At 64.4% G+C, this 16871-nt stretch carries 15 protein-coding genes; 2 read left to right on the top strand and 13 right to left on the bottom strand.

Going from position 1 to position 16871, the window contains the following annotated elements:
* Nucleotides 1-165 precede the first annotated feature (165 nt).
* From celB to rpsA, 7 genes are all read right to left on the bottom strand, one after another.
* A complete protein-coding gene (celB, locus tag LKE50_08965) occupies nt 166-1491 on the bottom strand; it encodes a PTS cellobiose transporter subunit IIC (protein MCH3968718.1) in 1326 nt (441 codons plus the stop codon).
* 40 nt (nt 1492-1531) lie between these two features.
* Nucleotides 1532-2059, bottom strand: a complete 528-nt coding sequence (locus LKE50_08970; protein ID MCH3968719.1) for a hypothetical protein — start codon at nt 2057-2059, stop codon at nt 1532-1534.
* A gap of 29 nt (nt 2060-2088) precedes the next feature.
* A complete protein-coding gene (locus LKE50_08975; GenBank protein MCH3968720.1) occupies nt 2089-2388 on the bottom strand; it encodes a PTS sugar transporter subunit IIB in 300 nt (99 codons plus the stop codon).
* A gap of 71 nt (nt 2389-2459) precedes the next feature.
* Nucleotides 2460-2804 carry a PTS lactose/cellobiose transporter subunit IIA gene (locus tag LKE50_08980; protein ID MCH3968721.1) on the bottom strand — a complete coding sequence of 115 codons (345 nt, stop codon included), beginning with the start codon at nt 2802-2804 and terminating at the stop codon, nt 2460-2462.
* Between the two features lie 5 nt (nt 2805-2809).
* A complete protein-coding gene (locus LKE50_08985; GenBank protein MCH3968722.1) occupies nt 2810-4798 on the bottom strand; it encodes a BglG family transcription antiterminator in 1989 nt (662 codons plus the stop codon).
* A gap of 298 nt (nt 4799-5096) precedes the next feature.
* The gene (locus tag LKE50_08990) at nt 5097-5507 is read right to left on the bottom strand and encodes a transcription elongation factor 1 family protein (protein MCH3968723.1); all 411 of its coding nucleotides are present in this window, start codon (nt 5505-5507) and stop codon (nt 5097-5099) included.
* Between the two features lie 156 nt (nt 5508-5663).
* Nucleotides 5664-6908 (bottom strand): 30S ribosomal protein S1, encoded by a 1245-nt coding sequence (rpsA, locus tag LKE50_08995; GenBank protein ID MCH3968724.1) that lies wholly within the window; start codon nt 6906-6908, stop codon nt 5664-5666.
* Nucleotides 6909-7207: 299 nt separating this feature from the next.
* Here rpsA and LKE50_09000 point away from each other — a divergent pair, with 299 nt between their 5' ends.
* Nucleotides 7208-7948, top strand: coding sequence for an HAD family hydrolase (locus LKE50_09000; GenBank protein MCH3968725.1), 741 nt, complete (start codon nt 7208-7210; stop codon nt 7946-7948).
* Nucleotides 7949-7952: 4 nt separating this feature from the next.
* Here LKE50_09000 and rnhA read toward each other — a convergent pair whose 3' ends face one another.
* The 5 genes from rnhA to LKE50_09025 form a co-directional block, all read right to left on the bottom strand.
* Nucleotides 7953-8444, bottom strand: a complete 492-nt coding sequence (gene rnhA / locus LKE50_09005) for a ribonuclease HI (protein MCH3968726.1) — start codon at nt 8442-8444, stop codon at nt 7953-7955.
* A 12-nt stretch (nt 8445-8456) separates the two neighbouring features.
* Nucleotides 8457-11114 (bottom strand): DNA polymerase I, encoded by a 2658-nt coding sequence (polA, locus tag LKE50_09010; protein MCH3968727.1) that lies wholly within the window; start codon nt 11112-11114, stop codon nt 8457-8459.
* Nucleotides 11115-11232: 118 nt separating this feature from the next.
* The gene (locus LKE50_09015) at nt 11233-12645 is read right to left on the bottom strand and encodes an MFS transporter (protein MCH3968728.1); all 1413 of its coding nucleotides are present in this window, start codon (nt 12643-12645) and stop codon (nt 11233-11235) included.
* Between the two features lie 200 nt (nt 12646-12845).
* The gene (locus tag LKE50_09020) at nt 12846-13166 is read right to left on the bottom strand and encodes a barstar family protein (GenBank protein ID MCH3968729.1); all 321 of its coding nucleotides are present in this window, start codon (nt 13164-13166) and stop codon (nt 12846-12848) included.
* Between the two features lie 11 nt (nt 13167-13177).
* On the bottom strand, nt 13178-13609 hold the full coding sequence (locus LKE50_09025) for a hypothetical protein (GenBank protein ID MCH3968730.1): 432 nt from the start codon (nt 13607-13609) through the stop codon (nt 13178-13180).
* A 255-nt stretch (nt 13610-13864) separates the two neighbouring features.
* Between LKE50_09025 and LKE50_09030 the strand changes: the two genes are divergently transcribed.
* A complete protein-coding gene (locus LKE50_09030) occupies nt 13865-15955 on the top strand; it encodes a glutamine synthetase III (protein ID MCH3968731.1) in 2091 nt (696 codons plus the stop codon).
* Between the two features lie 111 nt (nt 15956-16066).
* Here LKE50_09030 and LKE50_09035 read toward each other — a convergent pair whose 3' ends face one another.
* Nucleotides 16067-16618, bottom strand: a complete 552-nt coding sequence (locus LKE50_09035) for a DUF308 domain-containing protein (protein MCH3968732.1) — start codon at nt 16616-16618, stop codon at nt 16067-16069.
* Between the last annotated feature and the right edge of the window lie 253 nt (nt 16619-16871).

Consider the following 16871-nt stretch of genomic DNA (forward strand, 5'->3'; position numbering starts at 1 on the left):
ACACGTGAGGCCCACGGGTGGTGCCTCGTCAGCAATCCCCCGTCATTCTACGCAACGCCCAATCGGGCAACCACCCGGTCCCGACCCCTCCAGAACGGAGGGTGCCCTCCCCGGTCGGGAAGGGCACCCTATGATGCGGAGCATGGGTGGAGAAGGAATCGTTGCCTATGCCGCGGCAGGGGCAGCCTCGATCCCCTCCTCCTTCTCGTCCTCCTGGACCTTGAGCTTCTTGTCGTAGGCCTTGAAGAACGGGAAGTAGATGGCACTGGCCACGACGAAGTTCACGAGGGCCAGCGCAGCGCCGCGCCAGTCGGCTCCCACGGCAAGGAAGCCGCCGATGCCAATGGGGGTAGGCCACGGCTGTTGGACGATGATGGGAGGGACGATGCCCAGGGCGATTGCCCAATAGGCAATGGAGGCGCAGGCCATGGGGGCAAGGATGAACGGGATGGCCATGTTGGGGTTGTACACGATGGGCAGACCGAAGATGATCGGCTCGTTGATGTTGAACAAGCCTGGTACGATGGCGGCGCGTCCCAGATACTTGAGCTGGTCGGACTTGGCCAGGAAGCACATCATGAGACAGAGGCCCAAGGTGGAGCCAGAGCCGCCCATGAACACGAAGGCATTGTAGAACTCGCCTGCGAACGGGATGGACGTGGTGCCAGCGACGTTGGTGGCAAGGTTGGCGAGCGCAATCGGAGAGATGAGCGATGACACGATCGTGGCGCCATGGATACCCACGAGCCACAGGGCCGAGATGAGGAAGAAGATGACCAGGATGCCGCCCCAGGAGTTGGTCAGGTTGGTGACGAAGCCGAAGGGGATGGAGATGAGCTTGTAGATGTCCGTGCCCGCGAGGGCAAGCAGACCCTCGACGACCATGGCACCTAGGGCGAGGAACGCCGCGGGGATGAGAGCCGTGAACGAACGGGCGACGCCATCGGGAACGCTGTCAGGCATGCTGACGACGATATGCTTGGTGACGCAGAACACGTAGCACCGCACGGTGAGGTACGAGGCGATGATGGCTGTGAAGATTCCCGTGGCAGCCAGACGCGAGACGCCGGTGCTTGCCATCGTGAACCCGTAGTAGGTGATCGACGAGTCGGTGGTGGCATTGGCAAGCGAAAGCTTGCCGTCGGCGCACACGAACTCCGGGATGAGCATGAAGAGGAGGAAGCAGGCCATGAGGACCGCGTTCAGCGGGTTGATGTCGACGTCATCCTCCTCGGCGATGATCTTGGCGTACTCATAGGTGGTGGCCACCAGGAAGTAGACCGAGATGATGCCCATCGAGGCGTTGTAGGCCACGAGGTAGAGGTCCTTGAAGTTGTCGAACGAAGCCGCCCAGACACCCGCGAGCACAGGGAACGCCTGAGGGATGACACTGATGACCAGGAACATGGAGCCCACGATCGTGAAGGAGATCGACGCCATGCCCGCAGCCGTGATGGCACGGACCATGCGGAACTGGGAGATCTTGGTCATCGGCCCCATGAGATACTTCTGCAAGAATTCAAACATGTACCTATCTCACCATCCTGTCGTTGTTGAGGAGAGCTTGGTAGCGGTCGAATCCCCTATCGAGGTGATCGTGGATTCGGCCGATCTTGAAGATGATTGCCGCCTTGACGACCAGGGCCACGGCGAGCGCCGCGCATGCCGGGCCCACGGAGGAGAAGAATGGGAAGAGCAGGCTCGTCCCAGCAGAGAGGGTCACCACGAGGGTGACGCCTGAGAGGAACGACGAGCCGACCATGAGGTCCCTCGTCAGCGGCAGGTCCTCTCGCGCCGAGACCAGGACCGCATAGTGCTCCCACATGCAGATGCCGCAGATGGTCATCCCCACGGTCGGGAGTACAGCGGCAATGCCCAGGTGTCCCGTGAACCCCAGGAGCAGCACCCAATAGAAGTCGAGGAAGAAGAGGACGGCCACGCCATAGCGAACCAAGGCATAGCGGCTGTTCTTCGCACTTCTCAGCTGCGTCCTGCGTGCGGTCTCGTCATAGCCCTGGTCATGGACGACCGCCCTCCCGGCATGTCCCTTCCTTGCCATGTGCCACTCCCCTTCCGTGAGGTCCGGTGTTACCTGCCAGCCAGCGTCGAGTCGATGAGGGCAAAGATGTGCTCACAGTTGCCCAGTCCGTAGTCCTGCATCTCGATGACGGCCATCGGCTTGTCGCCGATCTTCTTGCGCACGGCGTCCTTCTGGTAGCTGATCTGGGGTCCTAGAAGCACGACGTCATAGGCAGAGACGTCGCGGAGCTGGCCCACGCCCAGAGCGGCGACCTCGAGGTCGATTCCCTTCGAATCGGCATACTTCTCCATCTTCTTCATGAGGACGGAGGTGGACATTCCACCTGCGCAAACAAGTAATACTTTCATAGTTGATTCACCTTCCGACAGATTCATCCTCTTCGGTTGAGACTAGATCTTTCAGTGGATGCTAGCCGATTCTAACTTCGAGGCTCGGCAAGCCTCTTGTAGAGCCCCACCATCTCGGTGACGAGCTCACGTGCCAACATCGCGCACATCAGGTGGTCCTGGGCATGGACGAGCATCACGTCGACGGGCGTATGGTCCCCGTTCGCTTCTTTCACGAGCAGCTGCGTCTGTGCGTCGTGCGCCTGGAGATCTGACTTCTCCGCCTCCCCGAGGAGCTCGTCGGCCTTGTCGAAGTCCCCCTCCTTCGCAGCGGCAAGCGCTGCATAGGACTTGCTGCGTGCATCACCAGCCGCAGCGATGATGCCGAAGGAGGTCATCTGGCTCTCTTCGAGGGCCTCCTGCTCCTCCTTGGTCATGGTTGTCATTTTCTATCACCCCCCTTGCGACAGGTCGGCGCGCCGTTCGTATCTGAATCGCCCGTTCCGCCATAGAGGCCGATGAGCTTCGTCATGGTTGTCCAGTCCTGTGCACAGGTCAGCTCTTGGATGGAATCGGAGCTGCTCAACAGGTTTGCGAGACGGTCGAAGAAGGGCTGCTGACCCTCGTCGACGTCAGAGATGGAGACGAGGAAGACCGCGCTCACGGCATTGCCGCCCCAATCGATGGGGCGGTCGAGCAGCCCTACGCACACGAAGGCCCTCTCACTCGTGGCCTCGAGCGGATGCGGCATGGCGATGTCGTTTCCGAAGGAGGTAGGGACGCTGAGCTCACGCTTCCAGACGAGCTCCGAGAAGTCCTCTCGCACCAGGCGTTCGTGTGACACCTGTTCGCAAAGGTAGTTGAGAACATCATGCTTCGTCGAGAAGGACAGGTGCGGGAAGAAGAGGGCCTGGTCGAAGCGTGTCGAGAAGTCACAGGCCTCCGAGCGGTCACGAAAGAACTTCCGGGTGTCCTCGACATCGCTCGACTCGAGGAAGAGCTTGACCTCGCGAACGGGAACGGGCAGCTCATGCGCGAGCGGTACCGTAGTGAAGACGTAGTCAATTCCCGAGAAGTCGTAATCGTCCACATGGTTCACGTCGCACATGAAGATGTCGCCGATGTAGTCACCAAACTCGCGCCTGTAGATATGCTCGAGGAGGCGGGCGCTGCCCATCCCCGTGGCGCAGACCATGAGGATGCTCTTCTTGGGAAGGGACGTCCTCTGACGCTCGAGGGCCAACGCGAAGGCGAGGGCGATGTAGCCGGTCTCCCCCGCCGACAGGGGAGCCCCGTAGTGCTCCACGAGTAGGGAGCCTGAGTCCTGGGCCATCGAGTAGGCCAAGGGGAAGCGTGAGCGGATGTCTGGGAGGAGTGGGTTCTCGACCCGCATGTTGTAGCGAAGCCGATAGGACAGCGGCACGACATGCCGCGCCAGGTTCATATGGAGCTCGAGGTCTCCCCTGAAGTCATAGTGGAAGGTCTTCCAGACGAGCTCGAGCATGGATGAGACGAGGTCCCAGACCTCATCGGAGATGACGATGCCCCGTTCGTCGTCCTCGTCGGCAAACGTCTGGAGCGTCTCCTTGCCGGCAAGGTGGATGGCGACGTAGCCAACCTCGTCCACGGGGAACCTCATGTCAAACTCATGCTCGATGGACTGCGCGATCTTCTCGGCCACCGCATACTCAGGCGTGCCCGAGAGCCGCTTGAGCCCATCTTGGTCGAGGGCGATCGAGAAGCCTTGGTCACACCTCATGTAGGCGACCATGATGTGCACGACGAGGTTGCGGAAGACGAGCGAGTTGACGTGCAGAGTCTTGTCATCCGCCATGACCCCCTGCACGCAGGCCTCGATACGAGAGAAGGTCCTGCGTTGCTCGTCAGGCGACATGCTCGGAGCGGTCAGGCCCTCGGCGCAGCCGTCTGCCGTCGCAATGGAGTTTGCGAGGCAGATCCTACGGGCGAACTCGCCGCCCTTGACCCGGATGCCGTAGCACGGGCGCCGTTCGATGACGAGCCCATACTCCTCGAATCGCGCCTCGACGACCTTGAGGTCGTTCGAGACGGTCGCCCGCGAGATGCAGAGCATCCCAGCGAGTTCATCAAGGGTCACCCATTCCTGACGCGTGAGGAGGTTGTCAAGGATGAAACGGGAACGATCTGCCGGGGTGGTCGGGAGACGACGCTCACAGACGGGCTCCTCGGACGAGAGGAGCGAGGCGAGCGTCTCCTCGTTCGTGACGAGGAAGGAATACCCCTTGCCACGATGAAGCGTCACCGACGCGCAGCCGTCGAGGGCCGTGTTGGTCTGCTTGACGCGATTGCGGAGCGTACGCTCGGACACGCCGAGACGGCTCGAGAGCTCCTCGGGCGTGATCCCAGAGTTACCCCGCACGCACGCTATGATCTCTCGGCTGTTCGCATCCATGCAAGGCCTCCTCTCCGGCTACAAAGAGGGTACCTTGGATGTACCAGGCGCTCCACGAAATGTTGTTCCGAGCCAAGCGGAAGCCAACTTAACAAGACTGCCTAACATGCATTTACATCATTGTTCCTGTAAATCTTCTAATCTGGTTCAGGTGTGTGCCAGCAAATGGCGCCTCCATGTCATACCACTCACGAAAGAACCCCGACCGTTCGCATATGATGCGGGACGGGCAGGAGACCCTTGGGAGTGGACGCCAAGGAGCATCGGCAAGAGCCATCGATACCTCCGCGCAGGCGCCCTAGGCCTTGCCCTCGAAGGAGGTGCCGCACTTGGAGCAGGTGATGCGGACCTTGCCCTTGCCACGAGGCACGCGCACCTTCTGATGGCAGTTGGGGCACTTGAAGTGCTTGTAGGCACGGGCCTCCGTGAAGGCGGCCTTGGGGGTCGCGACCCACGGACGCAGGGGGCCGAGGGCCTCCATGAAGCGCTCGCTCTCGCGGGCACGGGCGGCGACGTTCTTCGAGAGCATCCGCCAGTCGCTGTAGACGATGAGCGCCAGCGCGACCCAGGTCGCCCAGAGCCATCCCGAGAAGAGCGCCACGATGACGAGGATGACGGCCAGCGTGCTGGTCACCCTTGCCAGGTCGTCCGCGCCGTTACGGCCCTGCATCCACGCCGCGAAGCTGCGTGTGAAATCACCCTTTGCCATACCATCCTGCTTTCCATCGTTGACGTGAGCTCTTCGTACCCGTTTGGTGGGCCGAGTTCCCCACACCCGTGCACGTGCACATGGTCTACGCACGCAATCATAAGAAAGGGGGGCCGTCCACAGGGACGACCCCCCTCGTCAGATCGGAGGAACGGACTACTCGGCGGCGGGCTCGTCAGCCTTCTCGGGCTCGGCTGCGGGCTCTGCGGCCTCGGGAGCGGTCTCAGGCTCGGCGTCCTTCTCGGGCTCGGAGGCATCCTCGGGCTCGTCCATGGGGGCGACCTCGACCTCGAAGCCGAGGGTCTCTGCCGCGGCCTTCATCGAGAGGGAGATACGACGACGATCCAGGTCGATCTCCATGACCTTGACCTGCACCTTGTCGCCGACCTTGCAGACCTGCGCGGGGGCGTCGACATGGCTCTTGGCCATCTCGGAGATATGGACCAGGCCCTCGATGCCGTCGCCGAGGTCGACGAAGGCGCCGAACGGGACGAGCTTGGTGACGGTGCCCTCGACGATGGCGCTGACGGGGTACTTCTTGACGAGCGTGCGCCAAGGATCCTCGGTGGTCTGCTTGAGGCCCAGCGAGATGCGCTCGCGGTTGAGGTCGACGTCGAGCACCTCGACCTCGATCTCCTGGCCGACCTTGACGACCTCGGAGGGGTGGTTGACGTGGTTCCAGGAGAGCTCGGAGATGTGGACCAGGCCGTCGATGCCGCCGAGGTCGACGAAGGCGCCGAAGTCGACGATCGAGGACACGGTGCCCTTGAGGCGCATGCCCTTCTTGAGCTTGGAGAGGATCTCGGAGCGCTCGGCCTTGCGAGCCTCCTCGAGGACGACACGACGGGAGAGGACGACGTTGTTGCGGTTGCGGTCCATCTCGATGACGCGGGCCTCGATGCGGGTGCCCATGTAGGCGTTGAGGTCCTTCACGCGGCGAAGGTCGACGAGCGAGGCGGGAAGGAAGCCGCGAAGGCCGATGTCGAGGATGAGGCCGCCCTTGACGACCTCGATGACCTCGCCCTCGACGTTCTCGCCGGCGTTGAACTTCTCCTCGATGCGGTTCCAGGAGCGCTCGTACTCGGCACGCTTCTTGGACAGGATGAGTCGACCGTCCTTGTCCTCCTTCTGGAGCACGAGGGCCTCGATGGTGTCACCGATGGAGACGATGTCCTCGGGATTGGCATCCTTGCGGATGGAGAGCTCGCGAAGGGGAATGACACCCTCGGACTTGAAGCCGATGTCGAGAAGGACCTCGTCGTGCTCGATCTTGACGATCTTGCCAGTAACCAGGTCTCCCTCATCGAAATCGGTGATGGTGCCGTCGATGAGCTTGTTCATCTCTTCGTCTGAGACGGAATCATCTAGCGAGAAGACGGACGTGTTCTGAATCTCACTCAAAGGTGGACCCCTTTCAAAGCGGGGCCCCGACCATCATGATCATCGCCTGCAGCGCCCGGGACATGACACCCGCGCGCCGACCTGGAATACACATGCTCGGGGGCCGACAGATACGTGTGTGTAGGCATCTTGCCCACACGATGGATAGAGTACCGAAACCACACGGTCAATTTCAAGCTTGAAGAGCAAATAATACGTGACCGGACCGATTCTTCTCGTTCTGGTGACAAATATGGGAGGCGAGCCTCCCATGAACAACGTTAGAATGGGGCTTCGGCTTTCCCTCGGAAGGACTCTCTATGATCAAGGCCGTCCTGTTCGACATGGACGACACGCTCCTGAGCATCAACCTCACCGCGTTCGTGGCGGTCCATGCCGCGAAGCTCACCAGCATGCTCTCACGCATCTCCCGCACGTCGGCGGCACCCCTGGGGATCGCCTATACCAGAGCCTACCTCGCCATCTCCGCAGAGGGCCGCACGGACTCGCTCACCAACGACGAGCTGTTCTGCCAGACCTTCCAGAGGCTCACCCACATCCCCTTGGACGACCCGGCCATCGCCGACGCCCTCGACACCTTCGAGCGCACGGTCACGCCGCGGCTCTCGGGCGGACCCGTGCAGGCACGGCCTCGACCTGGCGCACGCAAGGCCGTGACCTCGGCACTTGACCTCGGCCTCGACGTGGCCCTCGCCACCAACCCGAGCTTCTCGGCATCCTGCGTGCGCACGCGCATGGAGTGGGCGGACGTCGCCGACATCGACTTCGTCCGCGTCTCCTCCATGGAGAACTCCACCCGCGTGAAGCCCTTCGCCCGCTACTACCAGGAGTTCGCAGGCGCCATGGGACTCACCTGCGACGAGTGCCTCATGGTGGGCAACGACGCCTCGCGCGACTTCCCCCGCCCCGACTGCGGCCTCGCCACCGCCTATGTGGGACATGGCTGGCCCAAGCGCGCGGTCTGGAGGGGCGACCCCGAGCGGCTCGCCCGGGACCTCCCCTTCCTGGTCGATGACCTCAACCGGAGGGCCGACGCCTAGGGTGTCAGCCCTCGAACCCCTCGTCCTTGATGAGGGCACCCCCGTCGGCCGCGCTCGTGGCAAGCTCGTCGCACCGCTCGTTGAGGTCGTGGCCGGCATGGCCCTTGACCCAGACGTAGGTCATCTCGTGCGATGACGTCGCCTTCACGAGGCGCTTCCAGAGGTCGGGGTTCTTGACCGGCTTCTTGGCTGCCGTCTTCCAGCCGTTGCGCTGCCAGCCGAGGACCCAGCGCTTGTTGAAGGCGTCTATCACGTAGCGGGAGTCGGAGTGGAGCTCGACGGCGCAGGGCCTCGTGAGCGCCTCGAGCGCGGCTATGGGCCCCATGAGCTCCATGCGGTTGTTGGTCGTGCGGGCATAGCCCTGCGACAGCTCACGGACGTGCGGCGTGCCGGCGGAGTCCACGAAGCGCATGACCGCCCCGTAGCCCCCATGACCGGGGTTGCCGCGGCTCGAGCCGTCCGTGTAGATGACGACCTTGGGAAGGGTGCTCGTCACTGGTCTCTCCCCCTACTTCGCGTCGGCCCAGGTCTCGCCATACGAGACCTCGGCGAGGAGAGGGACCTTGAGCTCGGTGACGCCTTCCATGGTCGAGCGTACGAGCTCCGAGACCTCCTCGATCTCTGCCTGGGGGACCTCGAGGTCCAACTCGTCGTGGATCTGGAGGATGAGACGGCTCGAGAGCCCCTCGTCGTCGAGGGCTCGCTCGACCTCGGCCATGGCGACCTTGATGATGTCTGCTGCCGTGCCCTGCATGGGATGGTTCATGGCGGTGCGCTCGCCGAAGGAGCGCACGGCGGCGTTCCTCGCATGGATGTCAGGCACGTGGCGCTTGCGCCCGTACATGGTGGTCGCATAGCCGGTCGCCTTGGCGTCGGCGACCGTGCGGTCCAGGTACGTGCGGACGCCGGGATAGGCCTCGAAGTAGCGGTCGATCATCTGCTGGGCCTCGCCCATCGGGATGTGGAGCGACTGCGAGAGCCCATAGGCCTGCTGGCCATAGACGATGCCGAAGTTCACGGCCTTCGCCCGGCTGCGGAGGGCCGGGGTGACCTCGGCCACCGGGATCCCGAAGACGCGGGCGGCCGTCGCCGCATGGAAGTCCGCCCCCTCGCAGAAGGCCGCGATGAGATGCTCGTCCCCCGACAGGTGCGCGAGAAGCCTGAGCTCGATCTGGGAGTAGTCGCAGGCCAGGAAGACGCAGCCGTCGGGCACCGTGAAGGCGGCACGCACGCGACGACCGAGGTCGCTCCTCACGGGAATGTTCTGCAGATTGGGGTTCGAGCTCGAGAGCCTGCCGGTGGCGGCGACCGTCTGGTTGAACGAGGTGTGGACCCGACCGTCGGCGGCGATGAGGTTGGGCAGGGCGTCGAGGTAGGTCGACTTGATCTTGGTCTTCTCGCGGTAGTCGAGCACGGACGCGACGACGGGGCTCGTCTGCGCGAGCTCCGAGAGGACCTTGGCATTGGTCGAGTAGAAGCCCTTCTTGGTCTTCTTGAGGCCAGCCGTGGGCAGGCCCAGCACGTCGAAGAGGACGTGCGAGAGCTGCTGGGGCGAGTCGATGTTGAAGTCCTCGCCCGCCGCCTCGTGGATGGCCGCGGCGCTCGTGGCGACGTCTGCCCCCAGCTCGGCAGACTGCGACGCGAGGATGGATGGGTCCACGTACATGCCCAGGCGCTCCATCCGTGCGAGCACGGGAACGAGGGGCATCTCGATGTCGCGGAAGCAGGCGAGCGAGCCGTCAGAGTCGAGCAGCCCGGCAAGCTGGGCACGGACCAGGCGCGCGCAGGCCGCCGAGAGCGCAGCGGCCGGGAGCTCGTCGGACGCGGCGGGGAGAAGGGCCCCGTAGCGCTCGGCCACGGCCTCGGCCGTGTAGTCGCCGTTGGACGAGTCGAGCAGGTAGGCCGCCACCGCCACGTCGAACAGGCGCTCGGGGGCGACGTCAGCCAGGTCAAGGGCGGCGTCGACGGCGGAGTCGACGGGGTAGACCGCATGGATCAGGGCCTTCGCGTCGACCGCGGCGACGTTGCCATGGGCAAGCAGGTCGACGAGGGCCTTGTCGGCGTCATCGCCCGACAGGTGCGCGAGGCCTCCCTCGCAGGAGACCCAGAGCTCGTGGCCCAGGCCGAAGAGGGTGCCGGCCTCGGCCCCGTCGTCCGCCGCGCAGCCCACCCACTCGCCTTCCGAGACCGCCTTCGCGACCATCGTGGCCGCCGCCTCGCCCACGAGCGGATCGCCGAGGTCGACGGTCGCGGCCGCCACGGCAGCCCCCGCCCCCTCGCCGCCCGCGAGCGCGAGCACGCGTGCCGTGAGCGAGGTGAAGCCCAGGTCCGAGAAGGCCGCGCGGACCGTGTCGGCGTCGAACGTGGGGAACTCCGCGGTCGCGAGGTCCACGTCGATGGGGGCGTCGCACCTGATGGTCGCGACCTTGCGCGAGAGCAGCGCGTCGTCCACATGGGCACGGAGGTTCTCGCCCATCTTGCCCTTGACCTCGTCGGCATGGGCGATCACCTCGTCGAGGCTTCCGTACTCGCCGATGAGCGCGGCCGCCTTCTTGGGACCGATGCCCGGCACGCCGGGGATGTTGTCGGACGAGTCGCCCTTGAGGCCGTAGAAGTCGGGGACCAGGGCGGGCGTGATGCCGTGATAGAGGTCCTCCACGCTCGCCGGGTCCATGACGGCGACGTCGGAGAGGCCCTTGCGGGTGCCGATGACCTTGACGTGGTCGGTCGAGAGCTGGTACATGTCGCGGTCGCCCGTCACGAGGAGCATGTCATAGCCCGCCTCCTCGCCCTGCCGGGCGAGCGTGCCCAGGAGGTCGTCGCCCTCCCATCCCTCGAGCTCGACCACGGGCACGTCCATGGCCCGGAGCAGGTCCTTCACCATGGGGAACTGCTCGTGCAGCACCGGGTCCATGGGAGGGCGCTGGGCCTTGTACTGGGGAAGCATCTCCATGCGCACCCGGGGCTTGCCCTTGTCGAAGCAGCAGATCACGCCGTCGGGCGAGAGGCTCTCGACCATCTTGACGAACATCGACGTGAACCCGAACAGGGCGTTGGTGGCGCGACCGTCAGGTGCCGTCATGGTGGGCGGGATGGCATGGAAGGCGCGGTGCATGAGGGAGTTGCCGTCCACGATGGCGATGGTTCTCTGCGGGGCTTGGGCCATGGAGAAATGCCTCTCGTTGTGGTGTGGTGCGTCTGCCCCATTGTAGCGATGGCGCCGCCTGCGCCCGAAGGCGGAGGCGGCGCCATCGAAGAAGCGCGAGGCGAAGGTGGACCGAAGGCTATGCGTCGTCCACGACGACCCTCGAGGCCTCGACCTGCCGCTTCGAGATGAGGCCGTAGGCGAACGCGAGGACCATGCCGCACGCACCGATGACCGCAGCCACGATGATCGCCGACGTGAAGCCGCTCGCCTCGGCAGAGGCGGCACCCATGCCCGTCGCCGCCGCCGTCGCGGCCGAGGCCGACAGCACGCCGACGAACAGCGAGGGCCCGATGGAGGCCGACACCTGGATGAACGTCGCCTGGATGCTGACCCCGAACGAGTTGAGCTCCTTGGAGAGCGCGCTCAGCCCCGAGGTCTGGACGGTGCTCATGGACAGCCCGACGCCGAAGTAGCACACGAGGGCGCCCACCTCGACGAGGACGAGGGAGAGGAGCGACGAGACCGACGCACATACGCACAGCCCCACGAAGATCACCGCGAAGCCGATCGGGATGAGCGGCCAGTCACCATGCGCATCGAACGTGCGCCCGCCGATGAGGGCACCGACGGCCTGGCCGAGCACCGGCACGAGCACGAGCACGCCTGCCATGAGGACGCTGGTACCAAGCGCGACCTCGAAGTAGAGGGGCAGCAGGACGCTCATCGAGAACGTCATCATCATGCAGACGGCCGTGAGCAGGCAGGAGGCCGAGAAGCGACGGCTGCGCATCGGCTCGAGGTTCATCACCGGGTTGGCGACACGGCCCTGCCGGACGACGAACACGGCACCGATCGCGACGCCGACGACCATGAGGACGATGCCAGGCACGGTCGCCGTCGAGACCTCGGAGACGCCGTAGCAGAACGCCGTGAGCGCGAGGGCCGAGAGCACCAGGCTCGCGACGTCGAAGCTCGCCTTGGCCTGCGTGCCGATATCCTTCACGAAGAAGGCACCGAAAATCGCGATGATGACCATGGCCACCAGCGGTACCACGAACATGCCGCGCCATCCCAGGAACGTGATCATGAGACCGGAGACGACCGGGCCGAACGCCGGACCGAACGTGATGCAGCAGCTTGCGATCGACATGTAGGTGCCGACCTTCTCACGCGGTGCCACGACCAAGACGGTGTTGAGCACCGTCGGCACGAAGATACCCGTGCCGATGGCCTGGAGCAGGCGGAAGCAGAGCAAGATGGGGAACGTCGGGGCCAGGATGGCACCGGCGGAACCCACGATCAGCACGGCCGCGCCCGCAAAGAAGATCTGTCGGAGCCTGAAGCGCTTGAGGAGGAACCCGACGATGGTGACGACGACGGCGGAGACGATCATGTAGCCCGTGACGAGCCAGTTCGCCGTCACCGTGCTGATCGAGAATCCCTCCGCGACGGACGAGAGGCCGACGTTGATGATGTTCTCGTTGAGCGCCGAGACGAACGCGACGCAGAACAGGACCATCAGCATCGGTGTGCTGCTTTTCTTACCCATATGGAATTGACCCTTCCTGATGATGACGACGCGACGTTGTCATGGAGGGGCCAGATGGCCAGGCCGCCTCCCGCAACACGAGGTAGGTCCCCCGCGCCCGTCCGCCGTCCGTACGAACTCCCTTGGGGAGGTCGCACAAGGGATCATTCTATGCGAAAGCCAGACATATGGGCACGACACATTAGAAGAACGGATATGGGTCAGAGGGAGCTGCCCCCGCGACGTCCCGGGGAGCGGACGACCCTTACCGAGAGGAACGGGTTCTCGCGTGCCGCCCGCCTCATGACCGGCACCATCCGCTCGAGCGCCTCGGCTGCGGCACCTGCCGTGGGCCCCGTGAGGTCGACCACGAGGCACGTCGGGACACAGACGTCTCCCAGGCAGTCGGCGAGCGCCGCCAGGTTGTGCCCATAGTAGCTGGGGAATCCCAGCTCTCGGGCAAGGTGGTCATGGACGTCGCGCGCACCGGTGAGCCCGGCAGCAACGAGACGTACCTCTCGCACGCCCTTGTCCCGCCCCATGACGCCTCCCCTCAGTAGAGCTGCTCGAACGTCTGGTAGTGGTCGTCGGTGTAGAAGACAAGCCCGTCGTTGGAGAAGATCTCGCGCTCGGAGCCCCGATAGCCCCCGTGGTAGTCGATGTCGCACTCCGTCCACGTGCGCCCATCGGCGTCGGGCAGGTCCCCGTCATCGTCGTAGTAGGTGCTGCCGCCGATGCTCCTGCCTGGCAGGACCTCGTCGAGGTTGCCCTCCGACGAGACCCAGCCGGCCGCCCGGGCCTTGGTCTTCGAGACGAAGTTGGACGGGAGGTGGCCATAGGTATGTATGTAGAGGGCGACCTCGTCCTTGCTCGTATAGGTGCCGTCCTCGGTGACGCCTGCCTGCGAGGCCGCGGCGGACGTCGTGGGCGTGGCCGACGCGGCCCCTGCACCCGAGGCCGAGCAGCCGAGGAGGCCCGGTGCCACTGCCAGCACCAGTGCGAGCCCGAGGGCAACCATGCGTTCGATATGTGAACGTCGACATCCCATGCGTCCACTATAGCGACCGGAAGGCCGCTGGTGAGGGCATGCAAGACCGCCGAATGCGCAACGTGTGCACATCGAGAGGGCAACCAACCAGTAATGCCCGCGAAACAGAAGCTCGGTAGAGTGTTCAACTGTTTACGGGCCCATGGGGCCAAGGCAAGAGGCACGGACATCTCGAAGAGAAAGCGAGCCAGCATGCCGAACAAGGTCAGGGAGGAATACGGGAGCCTCGTATTCAACGACGCCGTGATGCAGGAGCGGCTCCCCAAGCCCACCTATAAGGAACTCTCCCATGTCATCAAGGAGGGCAAGGCCCTCGACCTCGACATCGCCAACGAGGTCGCACACGCGATGAAGGAGTGGGCCCTCGAGAAGGGTGCCACGCACTTCACGCACTGGTTCCAGCCCCTCACCGGCATCACGTCCGAGAAGCACGACGGCTTCATCACCCCCAAGACAGACGGCACCACGCTCCTGACCTTCTCGGGCAAGGAGCTCATCCAGGGCGAGCCCGACGCGTCGAGCTTCCCCTCGGGCGGCCTACGTCCCACCTTCGAGGCCCGTGGCTACACCGCCTGGGACCCCACGAGCCCGGCCTTCATCAAGGATGAGGTCCTCTGCATCCCCACGGCCTTCATCTCGTACAACGGCGAGGCGCTCGACAAGAAGACGCCGCTGCTGCGCTCCATGGTGGCCCTCGAGAAGCAGACCAAGCGCGTGCTCGCGCTCTTCGGCAAGACCGACATCACCAAGGTCACCTGCACCATCGGCCCCGAGCAGGAGTACTTCCTCATCAAGGAGGAGGACTTCGCGGCACGCCCCGACCTCATCCTCTCGGGCCGCACCCTCTTCGGCTGCGAGCCCGCCAAGGGCCAGGAGCTCGAGGAGCACTACTTCGGCGCCATCAGGCCCACGGTCAACGAGTTCATGAAGGAGCTCGACGACGAGCTCTGGAAGCTCGGCGTGCCCGCCAAGACCAAGCACAACGAGGTCGCCCCCTGCCAGCACGAGCTCGCCCCCATCTATGAGCCGGCCTCGGTCGCCATCGACAACAACCTCCTCACCATGGAGAAGATGAAGCTCATCGCGAGCCACCACGGCCTCACCTGCCTCGAGCACGAGAAGCCCTTCGACTACGTCAACGGCTCGGGCAAGCATGACAACTGGTCCATCTCGGCAGACGGCAAGAACCTGCTCGACCCGTCCGACACCCCCGAGGAGAACCTCCAGTTCCTGGTCTTCCTCACCTGCGTCATCGCCGCGGTCGACAACCACCAGGACCTCATGAGGGCGAGCGTCGCCTCCGCCGGCAACGACCACCGTCTGGGTGCCAACGAGGCCCCTCCCGCGATCATCTCGATCTTCCTCGGCGACGACCTGGCCGGCGTGGTGGATGCCCTCATCAACGACCGTCCGTATGCCAGCCACGCGCGCGAGGTCATGGACCTCGGCGTCCCCCAGCTTGCCGACGTCCGCAAGGACAGCACCGACCGCAACCGCACGAGCCCCTTCGCCTTCACGGGCAACAAGTTCGAGTTCCGCATGTGCGGCAGCCAGCAGAACCTGTCCGACCCCAACACGGTGCTGAACGTCGCCGTGTCCGAGATGCTCGACGAGTTCTCCACCAAGATGGAGACCGTCTCCGAGGCCGACTTCGTGGCGGAGTCCCTCGCCTGGATCAAGGCCACCCTGACCGCCCACCAGCGCATCATCTTCAACGGCAACGGCTACTCGGAGGAGTGGCCGGAAGAGGCCGAGAAGCGTGGCCTGCTCAACATGCGCACCACGCCTGACTGCCTCCCCTGCATCGTGAAGAACTCCAACATCGCGCTCTTCGCGAAGTATGGGGTCCTCTCGGAGCCCGAGGTCCGCGCCCGCTACGTCTCGAAGGCCGAGCAGTACGCCAAGCTCCTGAACATCGAGGCCGGCACCATGGTCTACATGACGCACCACATGTACCTGCCGGCCCTGTTCGAGTACTCGGGTGACATCGCCACGACCGTGGCGACCAAGGCCGAGCTCGGCATCGAGGCCAAGTCCGAGAAGGCCCTCGTCGAGAGGCTCACGGCCGGCATCGACACCATCTCCGCCGCCGTGGCCGACCTCGAGGCCAAGAACGACGAGGCGAAGGCCATCACCGACTGCAAGGAGCAGGACGACACCTACCGCGACTCCGTCATCCCGGCCATGGACCACCTCCGTGAGGCCGTCGACGCCATGGAGAAGGTCTGCGGCCACGACTACTGGCCCGTGCCCTCCTACAACAAGATGCTCTTCTACGTGTAGGGACGCATCCAAGCAAGGAACGAGGACCCCCGCCGCTCGATACGAGCCGCGGGGGTCCTTCCTTTGGTCGTGCATGCTGGATGGAGACGTCCAGGGAAGCTCGTCCCGGCCCTAGACGAGGTCCTTGGGCATGCGGATGCCCACGATGACGTCGGTCACGCCGTCGAAGATGAGCGAGATGCCCGTCACGACCATGACCGCCCAGGCCATGGTGAAGGGGGCCACGATGACGAAGAGGCCGAGGACGATGGTGATGATGGCGAAGGCGAGCGTCCATCCCCAGCTCATGCCCATCCCCCAGGTGGTGTTGGCGCGCTTCTCGGCGAAGGCCAGGCTCACGTCCTCGAAGCCCGAGACGAGGATGAGGATGCCCAGCAGCGTGTAGACGAAGGCCACGAAGACGCCGGGCCACACGAGGACGCAGATGCCGAAGATGATGGCGATGATCGAGATCAGGAAGTCCCCCTGGCCCATCACCGGCAGCGGGGAGCGGATGCAGCCGACGAGTGCCACCACGCCCACGATGATGAGCAGCCACGCGAGCATGAGCGTGAGGAGCTCGAGCGAGGTCCCCGGGCTCACGAGGAACGCGATGCCGAGGACGGCGAGCGCGATGCCCGCGAGGATGACCGACCACTTGGTGTGCTTCATGAACCGTTCCATAGGGTCCCCCTTAGGATCGACGGCCTGATGCCGCTTTGGGTCTTGATACCCAACGCACGCACGTCCAACGCCCCGAGGCACGCAGAAATCGGCACAAGGGCCCCCTGGGCGGTTGATGTGCTTCCTGTGGAGGCATCGCGGACCCCGCCGATGCGGTTCCGACCCGAATGGGCCCTCCGACCCCGTCGCTGACAGCTCCTGTCAGCTCCTTGCCAGCCAAGACCGATTCCCTGTCAGGTCCCGTCCCTAGGAT

The organism is Atopobiaceae bacterium (genome assembly GCA_022483015.1).
Lineage (GTDB): Bacteria > Actinomycetota > Coriobacteriia > Coriobacteriales > Atopobiaceae > JALCUE01.